Source organism: Desulforhopalus sp. (assembly GCA_030247675.1).
In the GTDB taxonomy this organism is placed as follows: Bacteria; Desulfobacterota; Desulfobulbia; order Desulfobulbales; family Desulfocapsaceae; genus Desulforhopalus_A.
This window is the reverse complement of the sequence record JAOTRX010000002.1, coordinates 435,552-452,788: the sequence shown is the minus strand read 5'-3', so window position 1 is coordinate 452,788 and position 17,237 is coordinate 435,552. Positions and strand designations below refer to the sequence as shown.

13 protein-coding genes are annotated in these 17,237 nt (G+C 53.8%); 8 read left to right on the top strand and 5 right to left on the bottom strand.

Translation table 11 applies throughout. The annotated features are described in order from the left end of the window. Positions 1–122: 122 nt before the first annotated feature. The gene (locus tag OEL83_02020) at positions 123–578 is read left to right on the top strand and encodes a glycine zipper 2TM domain-containing protein (protein MDK9705802.1); all 456 of its coding nucleotides are present in this window, start codon (positions 123–125) and stop codon (positions 576–578) included. A 193-nt stretch (positions 579–771) separates the two neighbouring features. Here OEL83_02020 and OEL83_02015 read toward each other — a convergent pair whose 3' ends face one another. After that, on the bottom strand, positions 772–2,577 hold the full coding sequence (locus tag OEL83_02015) for a sulfatase-like hydrolase/transferase (protein ID MDK9705801.1): 1,806 nt from the start codon (positions 2,575–2,577) through the stop codon (positions 772–774). Between the two features lie 474 nt (positions 2,578–3,051). Between OEL83_02015 and OEL83_02010 the strand changes: the two genes are divergently transcribed. Further along, positions 3,052–3,813 (top strand): hypothetical protein, encoded by a 762-nt coding sequence (locus OEL83_02010; protein ID MDK9705800.1) that lies wholly within the window; start codon positions 3,052–3,054, stop codon positions 3,811–3,813. Between the two features lie 227 nt (positions 3,814–4,040). On the opposite strand, the gene lon is transcribed toward OEL83_02010, so the two are convergent. Further along, positions 4,041–6,482: an endopeptidase La gene (gene lon, locus OEL83_02005; GenBank protein ID MDK9705799.1), complete on the bottom strand. Its 2,442-nt coding sequence runs from the start codon at positions 6,480–6,482 to the stop codon at positions 4,041–4,043. Between the two features lie 385 nt (positions 6,483–6,867). Here lon and OEL83_02000 point away from each other — a divergent pair, with 385 nt between their 5' ends. The 6 genes from OEL83_02000 to corA all read left to right on the top strand — a co-directional run bounded on the left by OEL83_02000 (position 6,868) and on the right by corA (position 13,416). Next, positions 6,868–7,533: a nitroreductase gene (locus OEL83_02000; protein MDK9705798.1), complete on the top strand. Its 666-nt coding sequence runs from the start codon at positions 6,868–6,870 to the stop codon at positions 7,531–7,533. 76 nt (positions 7,534–7,609) lie between these two features. Next, entirely contained in the window at positions 7,610–8,098 is a 489-nt protein-coding gene (locus OEL83_01995) for a hypothetical protein (GenBank protein ID MDK9705797.1), read from the top strand. Positions 8,099–8,218: 120 nt separating this feature from the next. Beyond that, complete coding sequence (locus OEL83_01990; protein ID MDK9705796.1) at positions 8,219–8,701, top strand: DUF3124 domain-containing protein; 483 nt, start codon at positions 8,219–8,221, stop codon at positions 8,699–8,701. Positions 8,702–8,727: 26 nt separating this feature from the next. Further along, positions 8,728–11,412: an aconitate hydratase AcnA gene (gene acnA / locus OEL83_01985; GenBank protein ID MDK9705795.1), complete on the top strand. Its 2,685-nt coding sequence runs from the start codon at positions 8,728–8,730 to the stop codon at positions 11,410–11,412. 26 nt (positions 11,413–11,438) lie between these two features. After that, a complete protein-coding gene (locus OEL83_01980) occupies positions 11,439–12,308 on the top strand; it encodes a HesA/MoeB/ThiF family protein (protein MDK9705794.1) in 870 nt (289 codons plus the stop codon). A 160-nt stretch (positions 12,309–12,468) separates the two neighbouring features. Then, on the top strand, positions 12,469–13,416 hold the full coding sequence (gene corA, locus OEL83_01975) for a magnesium/cobalt transporter CorA (protein MDK9705793.1): 948 nt from the start codon (positions 12,469–12,471) through the stop codon (positions 13,414–13,416). Between the two features lie 78 nt (positions 13,417–13,494). Here corA and OEL83_01970 read toward each other — a convergent pair whose 3' ends face one another. The 3 genes from OEL83_01970 to OEL83_01960 form a co-directional block, all read right to left on the bottom strand. Further along, positions 13,495–14,238: a hydrogenase gene (locus OEL83_01970; protein ID MDK9705792.1), complete on the bottom strand. Its 744-nt coding sequence runs from the start codon at positions 14,236–14,238 to the stop codon at positions 13,495–13,497. Between the two features lie 66 nt (positions 14,239–14,304). Next, entirely contained in the window at positions 14,305–15,816 is a 1,512-nt protein-coding gene (locus OEL83_01965; protein MDK9705791.1) for a hydrogenase, read from the bottom strand. Next, entirely contained in the window at positions 15,809–17,236 is a 1,428-nt protein-coding gene (locus OEL83_01960) for a proton-conducting transporter membrane subunit (protein ID MDK9705790.1), read from the bottom strand. The genes OEL83_01965 and OEL83_01960 overlap by 8 nt, the downstream gene beginning before the upstream one ends. Position 17,237 lies beyond the last annotated feature (1 nt).

Here is a 17,237-nt window from a genome sequence, read left to right as displayed (position 1 = left end):
ACCGGAGAATAATATTGCCAAGGCAAGGCAAGATGACTACAAAATACATGGTAATCGCACATGCCATTTTCCAGTTTCTGCGATCAATTGCTTGTAAACACACCTCATATGGAGAACGTACAATGAAAAAAATCACGCTTTTATTACTGCCGGTATTTTTACTCAGCCTTACCTCTTGTGCCAATGAATACAGTAAGGGCCAACAAGGTGCCCTTATCGGTGCAGGAAGCGGTGCAATAATCGGCCAAGCCATCGGCCGCAACAAGGAAGCAACCCTTATCGGTATAGCGGTGGGCACCCTCCTCGGCTACATCGTCGGTAACGAAATGGATAAATACGACCGCATGCAGTTAAATCATGCGTACGAATTCGGCCCATCAGGGCAAAGCACCGCCTGGAGCAATCCAGACAATGGCAAACGCTACGAAGTTGTCCCGCAACCGGCCTATGTTCAACCCAACCAACCTGACAGACCTTGCCGCCGCGCAGAAATCCTCGCCACCATTGATGGCCGCACCGAGAGGACGTACACAACTGCCTGCCGCAACAATGCCGGCCATTGGGAGCTGCAAAACTGATTCTTCAGGCAAAACAAGAGCAGATCAACAAAACTTAAGCAAGAACCAGCGATATGCTCAACTGGCAAGGTGGAAAAGGGGGCGAAACACGACCCAAATGAGCGGCGCTTAGTGTTCCCTTGTGGGACACTAAGCGCCGCGGAGATACACCGGACATACACCGGTACACCAAGAACTGTCCGGTGTTACTACGCTACTGAATTTGTGGAGTTTCCGCAACTTCCGCCAGAGGCGCTTGCTGCGGGCTGGGATAGTCGACAACAAGGGGTGTCGGCTGCCTGGCGATGCCTGCCCCTCGACTCATCAGATTGTTGTAACTGGCGGTAATCTTGTCCGAGGCCCAAGCCTCGCGGTTTTTGCAGACCATCTGCCGGCAGATGCGTTCTTCAGTCAGCACATCAAGAATAAAGTCCATAAATTCATAATGAAAATCAGGCCAGGCAAGTTTCTTGTGCACCGGGCCGTCATAAAACCAGATATTCTGCTTGTATTCACCACTGGCGGTAAGAAGCGTGTAGCCGAGTTTCTCGTAGAACCGCGGCCCGCCGTCAAGTGCCGGCAGGTGGTCGCTCGTCACCACTATCAGCCCCCGCGGATCAAGGGCTTTCAGCTTTTTGATATAATCGGCCAAGGCCCCAGCACGGTAATAGAATTGCTGAATAGCCAAGTAGGTCTGGGAATCCTTTTCCACGCCAACAATTTCCACCTTGGGCGGGAAACGAGCGACATCGGTATGATGGGGCAGGTGACCATAGGTGCCAAGGACATAGTTGAGGATAGGCCGCCCTTCGGCCATTACTTTCTCGACATAGGCAAGATTTTGCACAAAGAGATCGCCATCGAATATATAATTCTTCGGATCTTCATGTTTCAGGTAGGTTGTTCTGTTGCCGGCAAAAACCGTCGGAAAATTGATCTCCTCAAATCCAATTGAACGGTAGGCCTTCTCAGAATTAAAGAAATCCGGTTTATAAGACTGGGTGGCAATGGTTCGGTAGCCGACCTCGGCAAGCATATTCGGCAGGCAGGGGGTCTTGGCCCCATCAAGCATATTGAATTCGGCCGAGGTGTAAATCTCAAGGGCTGGAACTCCGCAGAGGATCTCAAATTCCGCCTGAGCGGTACCACCGCCAAACACCGTCGAGGTAGCCACATGCAATTTCTTGCGTACCTCAGTAAATTCAGGTGGAGAAGGCGGAGTCTTAAATTGCAGTCCTTTAAAACGCTCTGGGTCAAGAAAGGATTCAAGAACGATGATATGGATGTTGCGCTTCTCCTGCAGGCTGCTCTTCAGCAAGGCCGGGTCCCGACCAGGATCGTCAAACATCGGCATAAGGGCCAATTCACCGGCGGCTTTATGCTTGGCCGCGGCAAAAAGCATGAGGGAGGTAGCTCTTCCCATCAGCGCCACAGTCCACCGGTCTGACCAGGGGACAATGTTTACCCCGCGGCTGTCGGCCATCTTGAGGAACTGCGCCGGGGCGGTAAAGACCATGATAAGCGGGGCCGCCGCCAAGGCAACAAGCACACTCGGAATGACAAGTTCCACCGGGCGGCGCTTGAGCAAAAACAGAAAGGTCAGCACCCAGGAAAGAAATGCAGCCCAGACGCTTATCTGTACCCACGCCGGAGAAACGATCAATCCCTCGGGAAGCAGCAACAGATCATCGAGCTTGGCGATACTGCTCATGAATGTGTAGTACAGATCCATGCCCAAATAGAGGACAATGATCGGGGCTGCCGCAATCAGCACCCGTAGCGCACCCGGCCGCAAACAATACAACAGGGCTGCGAAAGCCAGCAACAAAAAGGGCAATTCAAAGCGAAAGGCCAACAGATACTCATCAATGCCGCCGACTAGGCCAAAGGACAAAGAAATAGTCAGGACAATCGCCGTGACAACAAGAAACGGGGCTATTGCCCTTCCAGCTTTACGGAGAGTTATGCCCCTGGCTTTAAGGGGAAAAGACCTGAATTGAAAAAAGGAAGGGCTTTGCATGGAATTTTTGGAGGCGTCTGATGGCCTGCCACAGGCATAAGGGGGAAAGGCAATAGATAGTAACGGGATGAAAAAACATCCCTCGATGCTTACCTATTTTTTGAAGAAAATAATAATACCCTTTTTCGGTGATTTCTGCAAGATGTATCGGGGTACGGCCGTGGCGGCAAAGCTAAAAGCAAGGATTGACCCCCGTAATCAGTTGACCACTGAATCGCTCAGATTTCTCAGGTATTCTGGGTTGATCATCCGAAAAAACGAAGATCCTTGCCCCAACCACAACCGCATGTCCGCAAAAAAATTGCAGAATATTGCGGAAAAGGGTAGCTTGTCGCAGGGCAAATCATTTTCTAAGGTACTGAAAAGCAATGAAGGGCCCCTGAACTGCAGTCCTACTAGACTGCGCATTGAAGGCAAAAAAGGATCAGGGAATCCTCTTGCCCTGCTTTAATTAACGTTATTTGGGAGGTCAAAATGAAACTTCGTTTGTCGGTCTTGGCCGCGCTGTTTTCCATGTTCCTCATAGCCGTTCCATGCTTTGCTCTCAGTTCCGGAGGACAACGGACTGTGGAGATGCTGGTACGTGGCGGTCCTGAGTCGCAGAGAGATGCCGCCCAGAGTATATATAATAATATCGAAAGGAATCCCGAGGTGCTTGATGTAGTCGCTGAGGTGCTGTTGCAAACATACCAGCGCCCCGGATTCATCCAGACGGACTCCACTGCCTGGCTGTGTAAGGCCCTGGGAGGTTCCAGCAACCCGCGCTACAAATCGGTGCTCCGTGAGGTAGCCGACAAGGCCTCAGAGAGAAAGGTCAGGAAATACGCCTCTCAGGCACTGGAAATGCTCCCGCAAGGAGAAACTGATCAATACCGCGCCGGCATGGTGGACCTTGCCAAGCTTCGCGACGGTGTGTCCAGGGACTACGATAGACCGGCGACAAGCCCTAAAGCAGGCCCGCCTCCTTCCGGCAAGGCCGGTGATGCCTCCTTTGACCACATCACCATCGGTATGAGCATGGAGGAGGTCTTCGACCGTATCGGCCAGCCCACTGCAACCACTTCGCGCATCACCGGTAAAGCCTGGGCCCCTTTCTATCACGGTGGTGACACGGCCCGCATGTTCGCCCTCTACAAAGGCAAAGGCCGCATCATCTTCTCCAACACCTCACGTTACGCCCCGGTCTGGCGGGTTATCGAAGTCGTCAGCGACCCTTCGGAGAGTGGATATCCTTGATTGCTGTGCCACGGCGAGGCACGGATAATAGCTGCCCCACGGCAATTATTACCGGCAAGCTAGAGTAACCAAAAGCCGTTATCTACCTTGAAAGACCCAAGGCAGATAACGGCTTTTTTCTTGCGTCACCTGAGACACAATGCAACCATGGTAACCTGCCGAGATTCATCGTTATCAACAACGATAGCGAGGTCCGGCATCATTACTTTCAATATATCCGCCTGGGATTATTTAAAACAAATTCGTTTCACCTCATCGAAGGTCGCCACAAAGTGGGCGGTGAGTCCTTCTTTGATGTGCGCCGGCAGCATCTCAAAGTCCTCCTGGTTATCCTTTGGCAACAGAACTTCCTGAACCTTGGCGCGCTTCGAGGCGATCATTTTTTCCTTAACTCCACCTATCGGCATGACCAAACCGCTCAGCGTCAGCTCGCCGGTCATGGCGATATTCGGACGAATCGGTTTATTCATCACCAGTGAATACAGGGAACAGGCCATGGTAATGCCGGCTGACGGCCCATCTTTCGGCGTCGCCCCGGCCGGGACGTGGAGATGAATGAGATTATTCTTGAAAAAATCACTCCCCTCTTTATTGTCGCGCATCAACGACCGCACGTAGCTGTAGGCAATCTCCGATGACTCGATCATCACCTGGCCAAGCTGGCCGGTCTGTTTGAAGCCCGGTTGGCCGGTAGGGATAGGGATCGACTCGATATGCAGAGTAGCCCCGCCCATGGTGGTGAATGCAAGACCGGTGATAACTCCCACCCTGGGCTTACGGAAGGCGTGCTCCTCGGAGAAGACCCGCTTGCCGAGAAATTCCTTCAGATCATCAACATGAACACGGATGTTCTCCTCAGGTTTGTCAATGATCTTATTGACTGATTTGCGGAGAATTTTCTTAATGGCATTTTCCAGGCCGCGCACTCCGGCCTCGCGGGCATAGCCATCGGCTATCGCTGCTAGCACCGCCTTGGGCAGGGTAATCTGTCCGGCGGTCAGGCCATGCGCCTTCAGCTGTTTAGGGATAAGGTGGCGTCTGGCAATTTCAATCTTTTCCTCCATTATATAACCCGGCAGCTGGATAACCTCCATCCGGTCCATGAGGGGACTGGGGATGGTATCAAGCTGGTTGGCGGTGCACATAAAGAAAATCTTCGACAGATCAAAACGTACATCGAGATAATGATCAAGGAAATCACGGTTCTGTTCGGGGTCGAGCACCTCAAGGAGGGCTGAGGCCGGATCGCCATGAAAGCTGGCGCCGATCTTGTCGATCTCGTCGAGCATGATCACCGGATTGGCGGTCTTGCAGGTTTTGATCGCCTGAATGAATTTGCCGGGCATCGCCCCGATATAGGTGCGCCGATGCCCCTTAATCTCCGCTTCATCACGCATGCCACCGAGGGAAAAGCGAAAGAACTCCCGGCCAAGGCTCTGGGCCACCGACCGACCGATGGAGGTCTTGCCGACACCCGGTGGGCCCTGGAGAAGAAGAATGGTCCCGGACAGATCGCCCTTGATGACGCCCACCGAGATCAGTTCGAGTATCCTGTTCTTGACATCCTCCAGACCGTAATGATCCCGATCGAGGATCTTCGCCGCCTTTTTGCGGTTGTAGCTGTCCTGGGAATACACCCCCCATGGTAAGACAGTCAGCCAGTCAAGATAGGTCCTGGAGACATTGAATTCCGGGGAAGACGACCCAAGGAGTCGCAATTTTTCGATTTCTTCCTTGACCTTGTCCCGCGCCTCGTCGGAGAGGACAAGCTTTTTCAGTCGATTCTCGTATTTCTCGATTTCCGACTGGGTATCGTCTTTGGCAAGGCCCAGTTCCTTTTTGATCTCCTGCAGCTGGGCCTTGAGGAAGAATTCCCGTTGCTGCTTGGACAATTGTTCTTCGATGCGTTTGGAGATTTTCGCCTTCAGTTTGGAAATCTCCACCTCATTTTTCAGGAGGATCAGCACCGATTCAAGCCGCTGGCGGATATCAGCTGTCTCTAGGATCTTCTGGATCTCCTTGCCGGATGAGGTGGTCATGGCTGCGGCAAAATCGGCGAGCGATCCGGGATCACTGAGATTTATCCGTTCAATGAGCAGCGACAAACCCTCTTTGAACAGGGGGTTCATATTCACCAGATCCTTGATGCAATCGATGATCGCCACCGAATAGGCCTTCAGTTCATCGGTATTTTCCTGAATCGGCTCATACCGGTACCGAACATCGGCAACAAACATACCATCCTTCTGTTTTAGCGCCAGGATGTCAAAACGCTCCAGGGCCTGCACCAAGATCTGTAATGGTTCTCCGGGTTTAAATGGTGAAACCTGGACAACCCTGGCCACCGACCCAACCTTGAAGAAATCTTCGGCACTCTCGGCGGCGTGGGCGAGGCCATCCTCCTTGGGAACCTGCAGAACGAGACCAAAATACAGCGGTGCATTTTGGTTCATATGTTTCATGACTGCCTGTTGCAGCCTCATGTCTTCAAGGATAATCGGTCCCATCATTTTCGGGAACATCGGCCGATCATGAAGGGGAATGATCATCAATTTGTCCGGCAGCAGATCCTTGGCAACCACCAATGATTTTGCCGATCCCTCTTGCTCTCTTTCCTCTCCCGGTGATTCAATTCCATCGGGGGTTAACACCGTAGTTTCCTCAGACATTCTCTTTCTCCTTATCTCTGCGAACAAACATAAACACCGCCTCTCGCAATTCTTGTCTCGGTAGTACAAATTAGCGGCAAAAGACCCATCCTTGTCAAGCCCCTTGTTGGTACCCTGGTCTGTCGCCTTACAAACAAAGATAATCATTTGCAACTGAATGCAAACTCTTTTCCCTTTTTTGCCACTTTTCAGATATCATTCTGCCTGTACCGGCAGCAAGAGGTTCTTGATATCCGCTCAACCGGCCTTATCCTAGTTCCAATAAGATCATAGAAAAACCGGATGAATTTGCCCGATAATTTATCCCAGCCGTAAGCGATGCAGGAAACGCCAGGATGTTGTCCGGCATTCCGGCCCTGCACCTAACCCATACCAAAGGCCACCTATGAATGTCATTGATGCTCTCAGCAAAAGGAAGTCGACCCGAGCCTTTCTCCCTCGACCGGTAGATCGGGAAAAGATTATCTCCATACTAGAGGCTGCCCGCCATTCCCCCTCCGGAACCAACGCTCAGCCCTGGCAGGTTGCAGTGGTAACCGGCAAGAAAAGGGTCGAACTGACCGAAGCCATGGTAAAAACCTTTCAGCAAGATGGTCCTGGCGCCATGGACTATCTTTACTATCCGGAACAGTGGCATGAACCATTCAAGAAGCGTCGCGTCGTCTGTGGCGCCCAATTATATGAAGCACTTGGCATTGATCGGCAGGATAAAGAACGCCGGATCGAACAATGGGTCGCCAATTACCGGGCCTTTGATGCCCCGGTAATACTTTTTTTCTTTCTCGACCCGGTAATGCAAAAAGGCTCCTTCCTCGATTTCGGTATGTTTATCCAATCGATCATGCTGGCAGCGGTGGAAGAGGGCCTCGCCACCTGCGCCCAGGCCGCTCTCGGCGAATATCCTGCTCTCGTTAAGGATATGCTTGGCTATAGCCGCGAGACTATTCTCATTTGCGGTATGGCTCTCGGCTACGAAGATACCTCAGCCCCGGTCAACGGGTACAGGACGGAGCGGGAGGAGGTGGCGGTTTTTACACGGTTTTTCGACTAGGGGTTTTGTTGCCCGTAAAAATCCTGTACAATGGCAAGTCACCTTGCTAACCATCTATTTGCCACAGGAGACCCCAGTGTTCACCATCGCCGATATTCGCAATATCGCCGTGCAGATTGAAAAAAACGGCGAAGAAACCTATAGAAAGGCCGGGCTTGCCAGTGAAAACGTCGAATTGGCCAAACTATTCGCCATCATGGCCGACGATGAAAGACGACATGGAGAGTGGCTGGCGAGAATCACCTCGAACCGAACACTCTCCGAGGAACAAAGAGCTATGGAATCGATGGGCCGGGATCTGCTCCAGGATATGGTAAGAGGCAACCCCTTTCTTCTCGCGGAAGAGGAGCTCAATCAGGCCAAAAACGTTCAAGAGGTACTGGTCCGGGCAAAAGGTTTTGAGGAGGATACGATTCTCTTCTACCAGTTCATCCGCGAGTTTCTCGACAACGACGAGACAATACGGCAGATGGATGTGATCATCGCCGAAGAGCGCAACCATATCTGCCACCTCCAGGCTATGGAGAAAATTCAACAAAAAATGCCGGGCGAAAAGCCTTCCTGATGCGGGTGCCCTACCGCCCATTCATCAGCCAAATGCAGCGCAGGTCTTGTCATTTTCCGCCTTTTTCTATATCCTTGAGCACAACCTGCTGCGGCACCACCTCAACGAAAGGCACCGACCATGCGGAAAAAACATCAATCAACCATACTCGTTGTCACCGTTTGCCTACTCCTCTTCGCCCTGCCCCTGGCCTTCGCCTCCGAAGAAAAACTGCCGACGTCCAAGGGGCAGACCGTCTATGTCCCTGCATACTCGCATATCTACCATGGCAACCGGGAGTCACCACTGTTGCTGACGGTTACGATCAGCATCCGCAACATCTCCCCAACCCGCTCTCTGACAGTCACCGCTGTCGATTATTACGCCACTCAAGGCGGTGTCCTTAAAAAATTCGTCTCCACTCCCTTGGTTCTAAAACCCTTAACTGCTGAGCGGTTCGTCGTCCCCCAAAATGACGATACCGGAGGTTCCGGAGCAAATTTTATCGTCAAATGGCACGCCGCCGAACTGCTCAGTCCGCCGATTATCGAATCAATCATGATCGGCAGCCAAAATCAGCTCGGCATCTCCTTTACCTCACGGGGACAAGCGATTACCCAATAACAGTCAACTTCAGGATGAAAATGACCATGACCAACCAGGACTATGTTAAGCAACTGCCGGGAGACGGTAAGGCCTATCATTTTTATGCCATAAACGAACTTGCCAGGGCGGGTTTTGGGGCCATAGACCGGCTTCCTTTCTCAATCCGCATCCTGGTTGAGAATATTCTGAGAAAATTTGACGGCAAGATCGTCGGTGAAAAGGACCTCATGGCTATTACCGGTTGGCAAAAGCGGTACGCCGCGCCGGTGGAGATTCCTTTCCACCCCGCCCGCGTGCTGATGCAGGACTTCACCGGCGTACCAGCTGTAGTTGACCTGGCGGCGATGCGCGACGCGGTCAAGCAGCTGGGCGGCGACCCGGCCCGGGTCAACCCGCGGGTGCCTGTGGAACTGGTCGCCGACCACTCGGTGCAGATCGATTATTCCGGCACTGGCACAAGCCTCACCGCCAACGTCGCAAAGGAATACGAGCGCAACAGCGAACGCTACACCCTGCTCAAGTGGGCCCAGCGGAATTTCAATAATTTCAAGGTTGTGCCGCCGAATTCAGGCATCTGTCACCAGGTCAATCTCGAGCACCTCGGCCGGGTGACCATCGCCGAGGAGCGTGGCGGCAAGGCCTTCACCTACCCCGACAGCCTGGTCGGCCTCGACTCCCATACACCAATGATCAACGGCATCGGTGTCCTCGGCTGGGGTGTAGGCGGCATCGAAGCAGAGGCGGTAATGCTCGGCCAACCGTACTACATGTCAATCCCCGAGGTTATCGGCGTGCGCCTCACCGGCCGGTTGCGGCCCGGAGTCACCGCCACCGATCTGGTTCTCACCCTTACTGAGCTGCTCCGCCGCAACAAGGTAGTGGAGAAATTTGTCGAATATTTTGGACCGGGCATGGAGCATCTCTCTATCCCCGACCGGGCAACAATTGCCAACATGACCCCGGAATACGGGGCGACCCTCGGCTTCTTCCCCATTGATGGCAAGACCATCGACTACCTGAAAATGACCGGCCGCCGCAAGCAGGCGGCCCTTACCCAGGCCTATGCCACAACCAACAGCCTGTTTTATACCGGCCGAGAAGCGTGCGACTACACGGCGATCATCGACCTCGACCTGGCCGACGTTGCCCCCTGCCTGGCCGGCCCGACGCGGCCGCAGGACCGGGTCCCCCTGCCGGCCATGCGTACCGCCTTCCAGGCATTTCAGGGCGACAAGGCGGAGGCCGCCGATTCGGCAAGCACTGCACAGAGCGGGGCAGTAGCCACCCTGATCAACGACACCCCCGTAACTATCGGCCACGGCAGCGTGGTCATCGCCGCAATCACCTCCTGCACCAACACCTCGAACCCCCACGCCCTGATCGGCGCGGGGCTGCTGGCCAAGGCAGCGGTCCAGCATGGCCTGCGGATTCCGGCACACGTCAAGACCTCCTTCGCCCCAGGATCGAGGGTGGTAAGCAGGTACCTTGAGGAGTCCGGCCTTCTCCCCTACTTCGAGGCGCTGGGCTTTCATATCGCCGCCTTCGGCTGCACTACCTGCATCGGCAACAGCGGGCCGCTCAATCCACAGATCGAGCAGGCCATCAAGGAGCACAACCTCAACGTCGCTGCCGTCCTCTCCGGCAATCGCAACTTCGAGGCGCGCATTCATCAGTCGATCAAGTCGAACTACCTCGCCTCGCCGATGCTCGTCCTCGCCTTCGCCCTCGCCGGTAGAGTCGACATCGATCTCACCACGAGTCCACTGGCAACCGATCCGAACGGTCTTCCGGTCTATCTCAAGGACCTGTGGCCGGGAATGGAGGAGGTTGCCGCGCTTGCCGGCAAATACGTCACCGAACAGGCCTTTACCCTGGAATACGCAAGGATCTTCGACGGCGACGCCTTTTGGCAAGACCTCAAGGTCACGGAGAGCGCCACCTACCAGTGGCAAGACGATTCCACCTATATCAAGAACCCGCCGTATTTCATCGGCTTCACCGACACCCCGGTCTCGCCGCAGGATATCGTTGCCGCCAGGGCCTTTCTCCTTCTTGGTGACAGCGTCACCACCGACCACATCTCGCCGGCCGGGGCCATTTCCAAGTCCTATCCGGCCGGACAATACCTGATGGCCCAAGGTGTCAATCCCGAACATTTCAACTCCTATGGTTCACGCCGTGGCAACCACGAGGTCATGATGCGCGGCACCTTCGGCAACATCCGCATCAAAAATCGCATGGTCGCGCCCAAGGAAGGGGCCTTCACCATCAAGTACCCGGAAGGCAAGGAGATGTATAATTACGACGCGGCCATGGCCTATCTTGCAGAAGGCACACCCCTGATCGTACTTGCCGGCAAGGAATACGGCACCGGCTCCTCCCGTGACTGGGCTGCCAAAGGGACCAACCTGCTCGGGGTGCGGGCGGTGATCGCCGAGTCTTTTGAGCGGATTCACCGCAACAATCTGGTTGGTATGGGCGCCTTACCCCTCGTTTTTAAAACGGGACAGAACGCTGCCACGCTCGGCCTGGACGGGACGGAAACCTATTCCATAATCGGCCTATCCGACATACGTCCCCGCAAGGAACTTGTCGTAGAGGTAAAGAAAACCGACGGCACGACAAGCACCTTTTCAGCCGTCGCCCGCCTCGACACCGAGGTCGATGTCCTCTATTTCCAGCATGGGGGTATTCTCCCCTATGTGCTCCGCCAGATGATGAAGGAATAGCCAAGGGTCGGTAAAAAGAGGGCCATATGGACCAGGAAAAGCTTACCGAATTGCTGCGGGCCAGCGCTGTCGCAAAACACCGGCCGGACAGATCCCCCTACACCGGTCTGCTCCTCGCTGATGCCCAAAAAATTGCAAAATCAACCGGCATCTCCTTGCGCCATGTGGAAAGCGCAGCCCTTGCCTGCGAAATTATCCCGGAGCGTTACAGCCGCAATCAAAGTTCTCTGTCCTGTGCCGACCAACTCCGTCTGCTGCAATGCCATGTGGCGATAATCGGTTTGGGGGGGCTGGGAGGTATCACCGCTGAGATTCTTGCCCGACTTGGTGTCGGCCAATTGACCCTGATCGATGGCGATGTCTTTGATGAAAGCAATCTGAACCGGCAACTACTCAGCTCACCCGCTCGAATCGGCGAAAAAAAGGCAACTGCTGCCTGCACCCGAATCCAGGAGATCAACCCGGCGGTGGAGGTGTTGACGATTGCTGAGTTCTTCACCGCCGCCAATAGCGAAGCGATCCTGACCAATGTCCACCTGGCCGTCGACTGCCTCGACACCATCCCTGCCCGCTATGTTCTGCAGGATGCCTGCGGCAAGGCGGCCATTCCCATAGTCTCCGGAGCCATAGCCGGATCAAGTGGACAGGCGACAACTATCTTCCCGGGCGATCCCGGGTTTGCTTTGATTTACGGGGCACCAGGCAAGGCGAGACAGCGTGGCATTGAGGCATCCCAGGGCACCTTGCCTTTTGCTGCAGTATCCATGGCCGCCGCTCTCTGCGCCGAGGCCACCTCCATTCTCCTCGGCAGGTCGCCACAACTACGGCACCGGCTGCTGATGGCCGATACCATCGATCACACCTCGGAGATTCTTGAATTTCCCGAACGGCCTTAAACACCACCAATACAAAGATGACCCCAGCCGACTTGGCAGTTGCGGCAAAGGCCCCTTCGTATTAAGATTATCCGGACAGACTCCGGCACAAACCCTCCTTCACCCCTACCCCGCCGAAGCATGTACCTTTTTCCTCTCCTTCATCAGGCAAGGTCGATCAATGATAAAAGTATACACAATTGCCGATAACTATCTGGTGCCCCTCGCCCCGGAGCAGCACGATGAAGGCCTCGAAAATGCTGCATGGATCGACATGATCAACCCAACACCCGCCGAGATAGCGAATGTTGAGAAGTTCTGCAATTTGACATTACCCAATATCCAGGATACGGAAGAGATTGAGGCGAGTTCACATTACGAGGTGTATCCGCATGGTTTGTCGATCAACTGCTCTTTCTTGCACCAGGAAAGTGGCTATTTCTCCATCACCAACGTCGCTTTTTTGTTTAATAACAAATGCTTAATAAGTCTTTGCTCACGCGAGGTCTCCACTCTGAACCAGTTACAGGAACGGGCCCAGAAGATGAAGGACCTGGTTGGCGATCCAATGTCGACTATCGTTTCATTGATCGAAGACAAGATTGAAAGATTAGCAGATTTGTCTGAAGAGGCTCATGTGGCCATTGAGAAGATAAGCCGGCAGATTTTCAATCGTGATGGCGTCATTCTTGAGGAAACCATCGACAACCTTTCCCGTCAAGATGACCTCAACGGCAAAATCCGCCTCTGCCTTATGGATGGTCAGCGCGATCTAAATTTCTTGCTGCGCCGCGGACACATGGTAGAGGAAAACACCAACACCACCAATGATACCCTGGAGGATATTAAGACCCTTTTGTCGCACAACACCTTTCTCTCAGAAAGACTGGACTTTTTGCTCAATGCCGCCCTTGGCTTTATCAATATTGAGCAAAATAAAATTATTAAAATATTTTCGATAGTTGCCGTTGTATTTATGCCGCCGACAGTTATTGCCAGCATCTTCGGCATGAATTTCCAGCATATGCCGGAACTTGAGTGGGCTTGGGGCTATCCGCTGTCCCTGCTATCCATGGTCATTGCCGGTCTCGCCCCTTATATCTACTTCAAGCGCAAGGGCTGGCTCTAACCACGGAGTATCTATTCAGGCCCTCTTCATGAATGGTCATACCCAATCCTTGGGGAGCAAGCACCACGCAGTAGTCTCTTATTTGAAAAAATTCAGCAGGGCGTGGAGAGTGGTAAGGGGATGCGGCGGACACCCGGGGATGTAGAGATCCACTGGAACGATACTCCCGAGGTCGCCAATAATCTCCGGGCTGCCATAAAACGGCCCACCGGATATTGAGCAGGCACCGCTGGCGATGACCACCTTCGGTGCCGGAACCGCCTCATAGGTGGCGATCAATGCCGCCTTCATGTTTTTCGACACCGGCCCGGTAACGTGGATGCCGTCGGCATGGCGGGGAGAGGCAACGAAATCGATACCGAAACGGGAAAGGTCGAAAAACGGGGTATTGAGGACGTTGGTATCCGCTTCGCAGGAATTGCAGCCGCCCGCCGACACCTGGCGTAATTGCAGAGACCTGCCGAAGAGCTTTTTGAAATGCTTTTTTGCGTGCTCCGCCAAGGCGGGAAGGGTCCCATCGCAGAGCAAGGCCTCACGGCTGCTTGTCCCCATGGCAAAATCCTGACTGAAGGTCACGAAGGCCCCGTCGCCGACATTTTCGCAACGGCCGCAAAAAGTGCATTTGCCAAGATCAATCTTCCGCTCCTCGCAAAGAATAGCATCCTGCGGGCAGATTGCGGCGCACTGCCCAACCGTGGCCGGGTCGCAGTCGCCGTTTATCTTCGGCAGCCCCCGAAAGCGTTTATACAGGGCGATCGGCTCCTGCGGATAATTACTGGTCTTGCAACCCTGCTCGTAGCGGTTTCTGATAATTTTAAGCATATTCTCTCTACCTTATGTCACGCCGGCAACGGCCCACGTTGAGTGGCCCTGCAAAGCAACCCACCATCAAAGATCAAAGCCGCAATAGGACAGATTGAAGCTTTTATTGCACAGAGGAAAATCGGAGATCTCCTGGTTCCTGAGGGCCATGGCAAGACCGGTCCAGTTGTGGAAGGAGGGGTCTTTGATTTTATACCGTTCAATCCTGCCACCCTTGTCGGTCAGGAGACAATGGGAAACCTCGCCGCGCCAGGCCTCGTTAACGGTCACCACAAAGGAGTCGGGTTCAAGGGAAATTTCGTGCATGGTTCTTTTCGCAGAGACCTCTCCAGCCCGGTTTACCAGGGATTTAATGAGGTGCATGGAGTGCATGATCTCTTCCCGGCGAACCGAGGCCCGGCTGTATACATCGCCGTTGACCATTTCGTTTCGGTTGGCATGAAGCGCGCCATAGGCCTCGGTTGGAAATGCCACCCGGGCATCGTAGGGAAGCCCGGAGGCCCGGCCGCTGTAGCCGACCAGCCCGAGATCCTCGGCCATCTTTGTGGAGACGGTGCCGGTATTTTCAAACCGGGCCTGCACCGTGTGGGCACTGAACAGCAGGTCACAGACATGGCTTATCTCCGGCTCCAGTTCCTTGAGCTTGTCTTCGATAATTTTAGCCTGCTCTTCGCCCATGATCTGCGAAATTCCCCCGGGTAGCACCAGGCTTTTGCCGAATCTGTTGCCGCAGAGCACCTGCAGGAGATTGAGAAACTCGCCGCGCAGGCGTCCAAAATAGGCGGCCGGCGGATTGAAGGCGACATCACCGCTCAGGGCGCCGAGATCGCCGATATGGTTGGCGAGACGCTCAAGTTCAAGAGCAATACAGCGAACAACCTGCGCCCCCGGATCAACAGCCAGTCCAGTCAAGGCCTCCAGGGCCTGGCAGCAACAAAGGTTATGGCCGATGCTGGTATCGCCGGCAATCCCTTCACAGATAATCGACAGGCGCTTCATCGGCACCTGGGTGAGCATCCTCTCGATACCGCGATGCTGATAGCCAAGCTGAATTTCGAGAGAAAACACCTCCTCACCGGCACACTGAAAACGAAAATGTCCAGGTTCGATAATTCCGGCATGCACCGGCCCTACAGCCACCTCATGTACACTATCGCCCTCAACCTGAAAGTACTGGTAATTACCAGGGATATCTTGCCGATAGTCGTTGCCGAAGACATCAGCCGCCTGGCGATAGTTGGCATGATAACGAACCATCTTCAACCAGGGGTGATCAACAGGGGTGATACCATATTGTTCGGCGATCTCCCGCTCAAACATATGGAATTTGCTGCTGGATGAAGCCGTCAGCGAAGGAAAGGTTTCCCCAACCTCGGTTGCTGCGACATAGAGCTGATTATTGCGCACAACCGCCACAAGCTTGTTTCGGCCATCCTCAACATGGGCAAAAAATTGGACGATAAAACCGTCGTTCTTGACAAAGGCGTCCAGCAATTCGGCAAAGCGAGGAAAGGGCAGGCAGGGTATGGATGAGCGTTTAATGGCTTGGCCGTTATTGATCTGCAGGAAATTATCCATGGATTGTTCCGCCAATTATTTTAATGGTATTGAGGATTGTCGTATATATCTCGTCGGGGATCCACACAGTGAGAAGAATCGAGGCACCCAGCAGAACGTAGGGAGGAAGGACCCGAAGGAATTTTTCTACACCGTGTATCTCGGCGATATTTTTTGCAAAAGACATATCGGTGACGATTTGAGCAGCGCCGGCCACGACCAGGATCAGGCAAAAAATGAAGATGGCGGCGCAAACCGGATGACCACTTTTTATCGCTCCGATAAGGATGATCAGTTCACTGACGAAGAGGCCGAAGGGCGGCAGACCGGAGATGCCGACAAATCCGGCAAAAAACGACACGAAGGTCTTTGGTAGAAATTTTACCAGATTGCCGATGCGACCAACCAGCTTGGTCTTAAAACCGAGCATGATGTTGCCGGCAGAGAGAAACAACGACGATTTAATCAGCGAATGGTGGATCATATGGAGAATGGCGCCGTATATCGCTATACCGCCGATCCCTACGCCAAAGGCGATGATACCCATGTTCTCAATGCTCGAATAGGCGAGCATCCGCTTGTAATCCCCCTGTCTGACCATAAAAATCCCGGCCACCAGCATCGAAGTTAAACCGAAACCGATCAAGAGATGGCTGGAAAATTCCCCGAGTCCGGCCAGATACATCAGGGTATGGGCCTTATAGATCCCAAGAAAGGCGCAGTTGAGAAGTGCCCCGGACAGCAGGGCGGAAGCCGGGCTGGGGGCCTGACTGTGGGCGTCTGGAAGCCAGGTATGCATCGGGGCAAGTCCCATCTTGGTGCCAAAGCCGATGATTATAAAGATAAATCCCGCCTTCAGCCACAACGGGTCAAGTTGGGCGGCCACCCGGTTCAGGGAGGTGAAGGTTAATGGCACATCGATCTCGGCAATATCGATGGACAGGGTGATGAAAAAACAGCCGAGCAGCGCCAGGGCAATGCCCACCGAGCAGATGATGATATACTTCCAGGTCGCCTCCAGAGCCTCCCGTGAGTGATGCAGATAAATGAGCGGCGCGCTGAGCAGGGTCGTTGCCTCTATGGCAATCCACAAAACGATGGGATGATCGGCAAGGCTTACCATGCTCATGGTGCCGAGGAAAAGCAGCATACAACCATGGAAAACATGTTCGTTTTCCATCTCCGCTTCGCGCACGTAACAGATCGCATACACCGAGATGCAAAAAAAGATAAAGGAGGTGAGCAGGAGCACCAGAAGACCGATCGGCTCGGCGGAAAAGAACCCCTCGGTATAAACCGGCAGCTTGTCAAGCCAAGCCATGATCATCAATTGGAGATGAAAGAGTGCTGCAACCAGGAGCATCCATCGCCCAAATATGGCCGGCACAAAAAGGGCAGCAAGACCGGTGGATATCGGGAGTAAAAAGATCAGTTCGAGCATT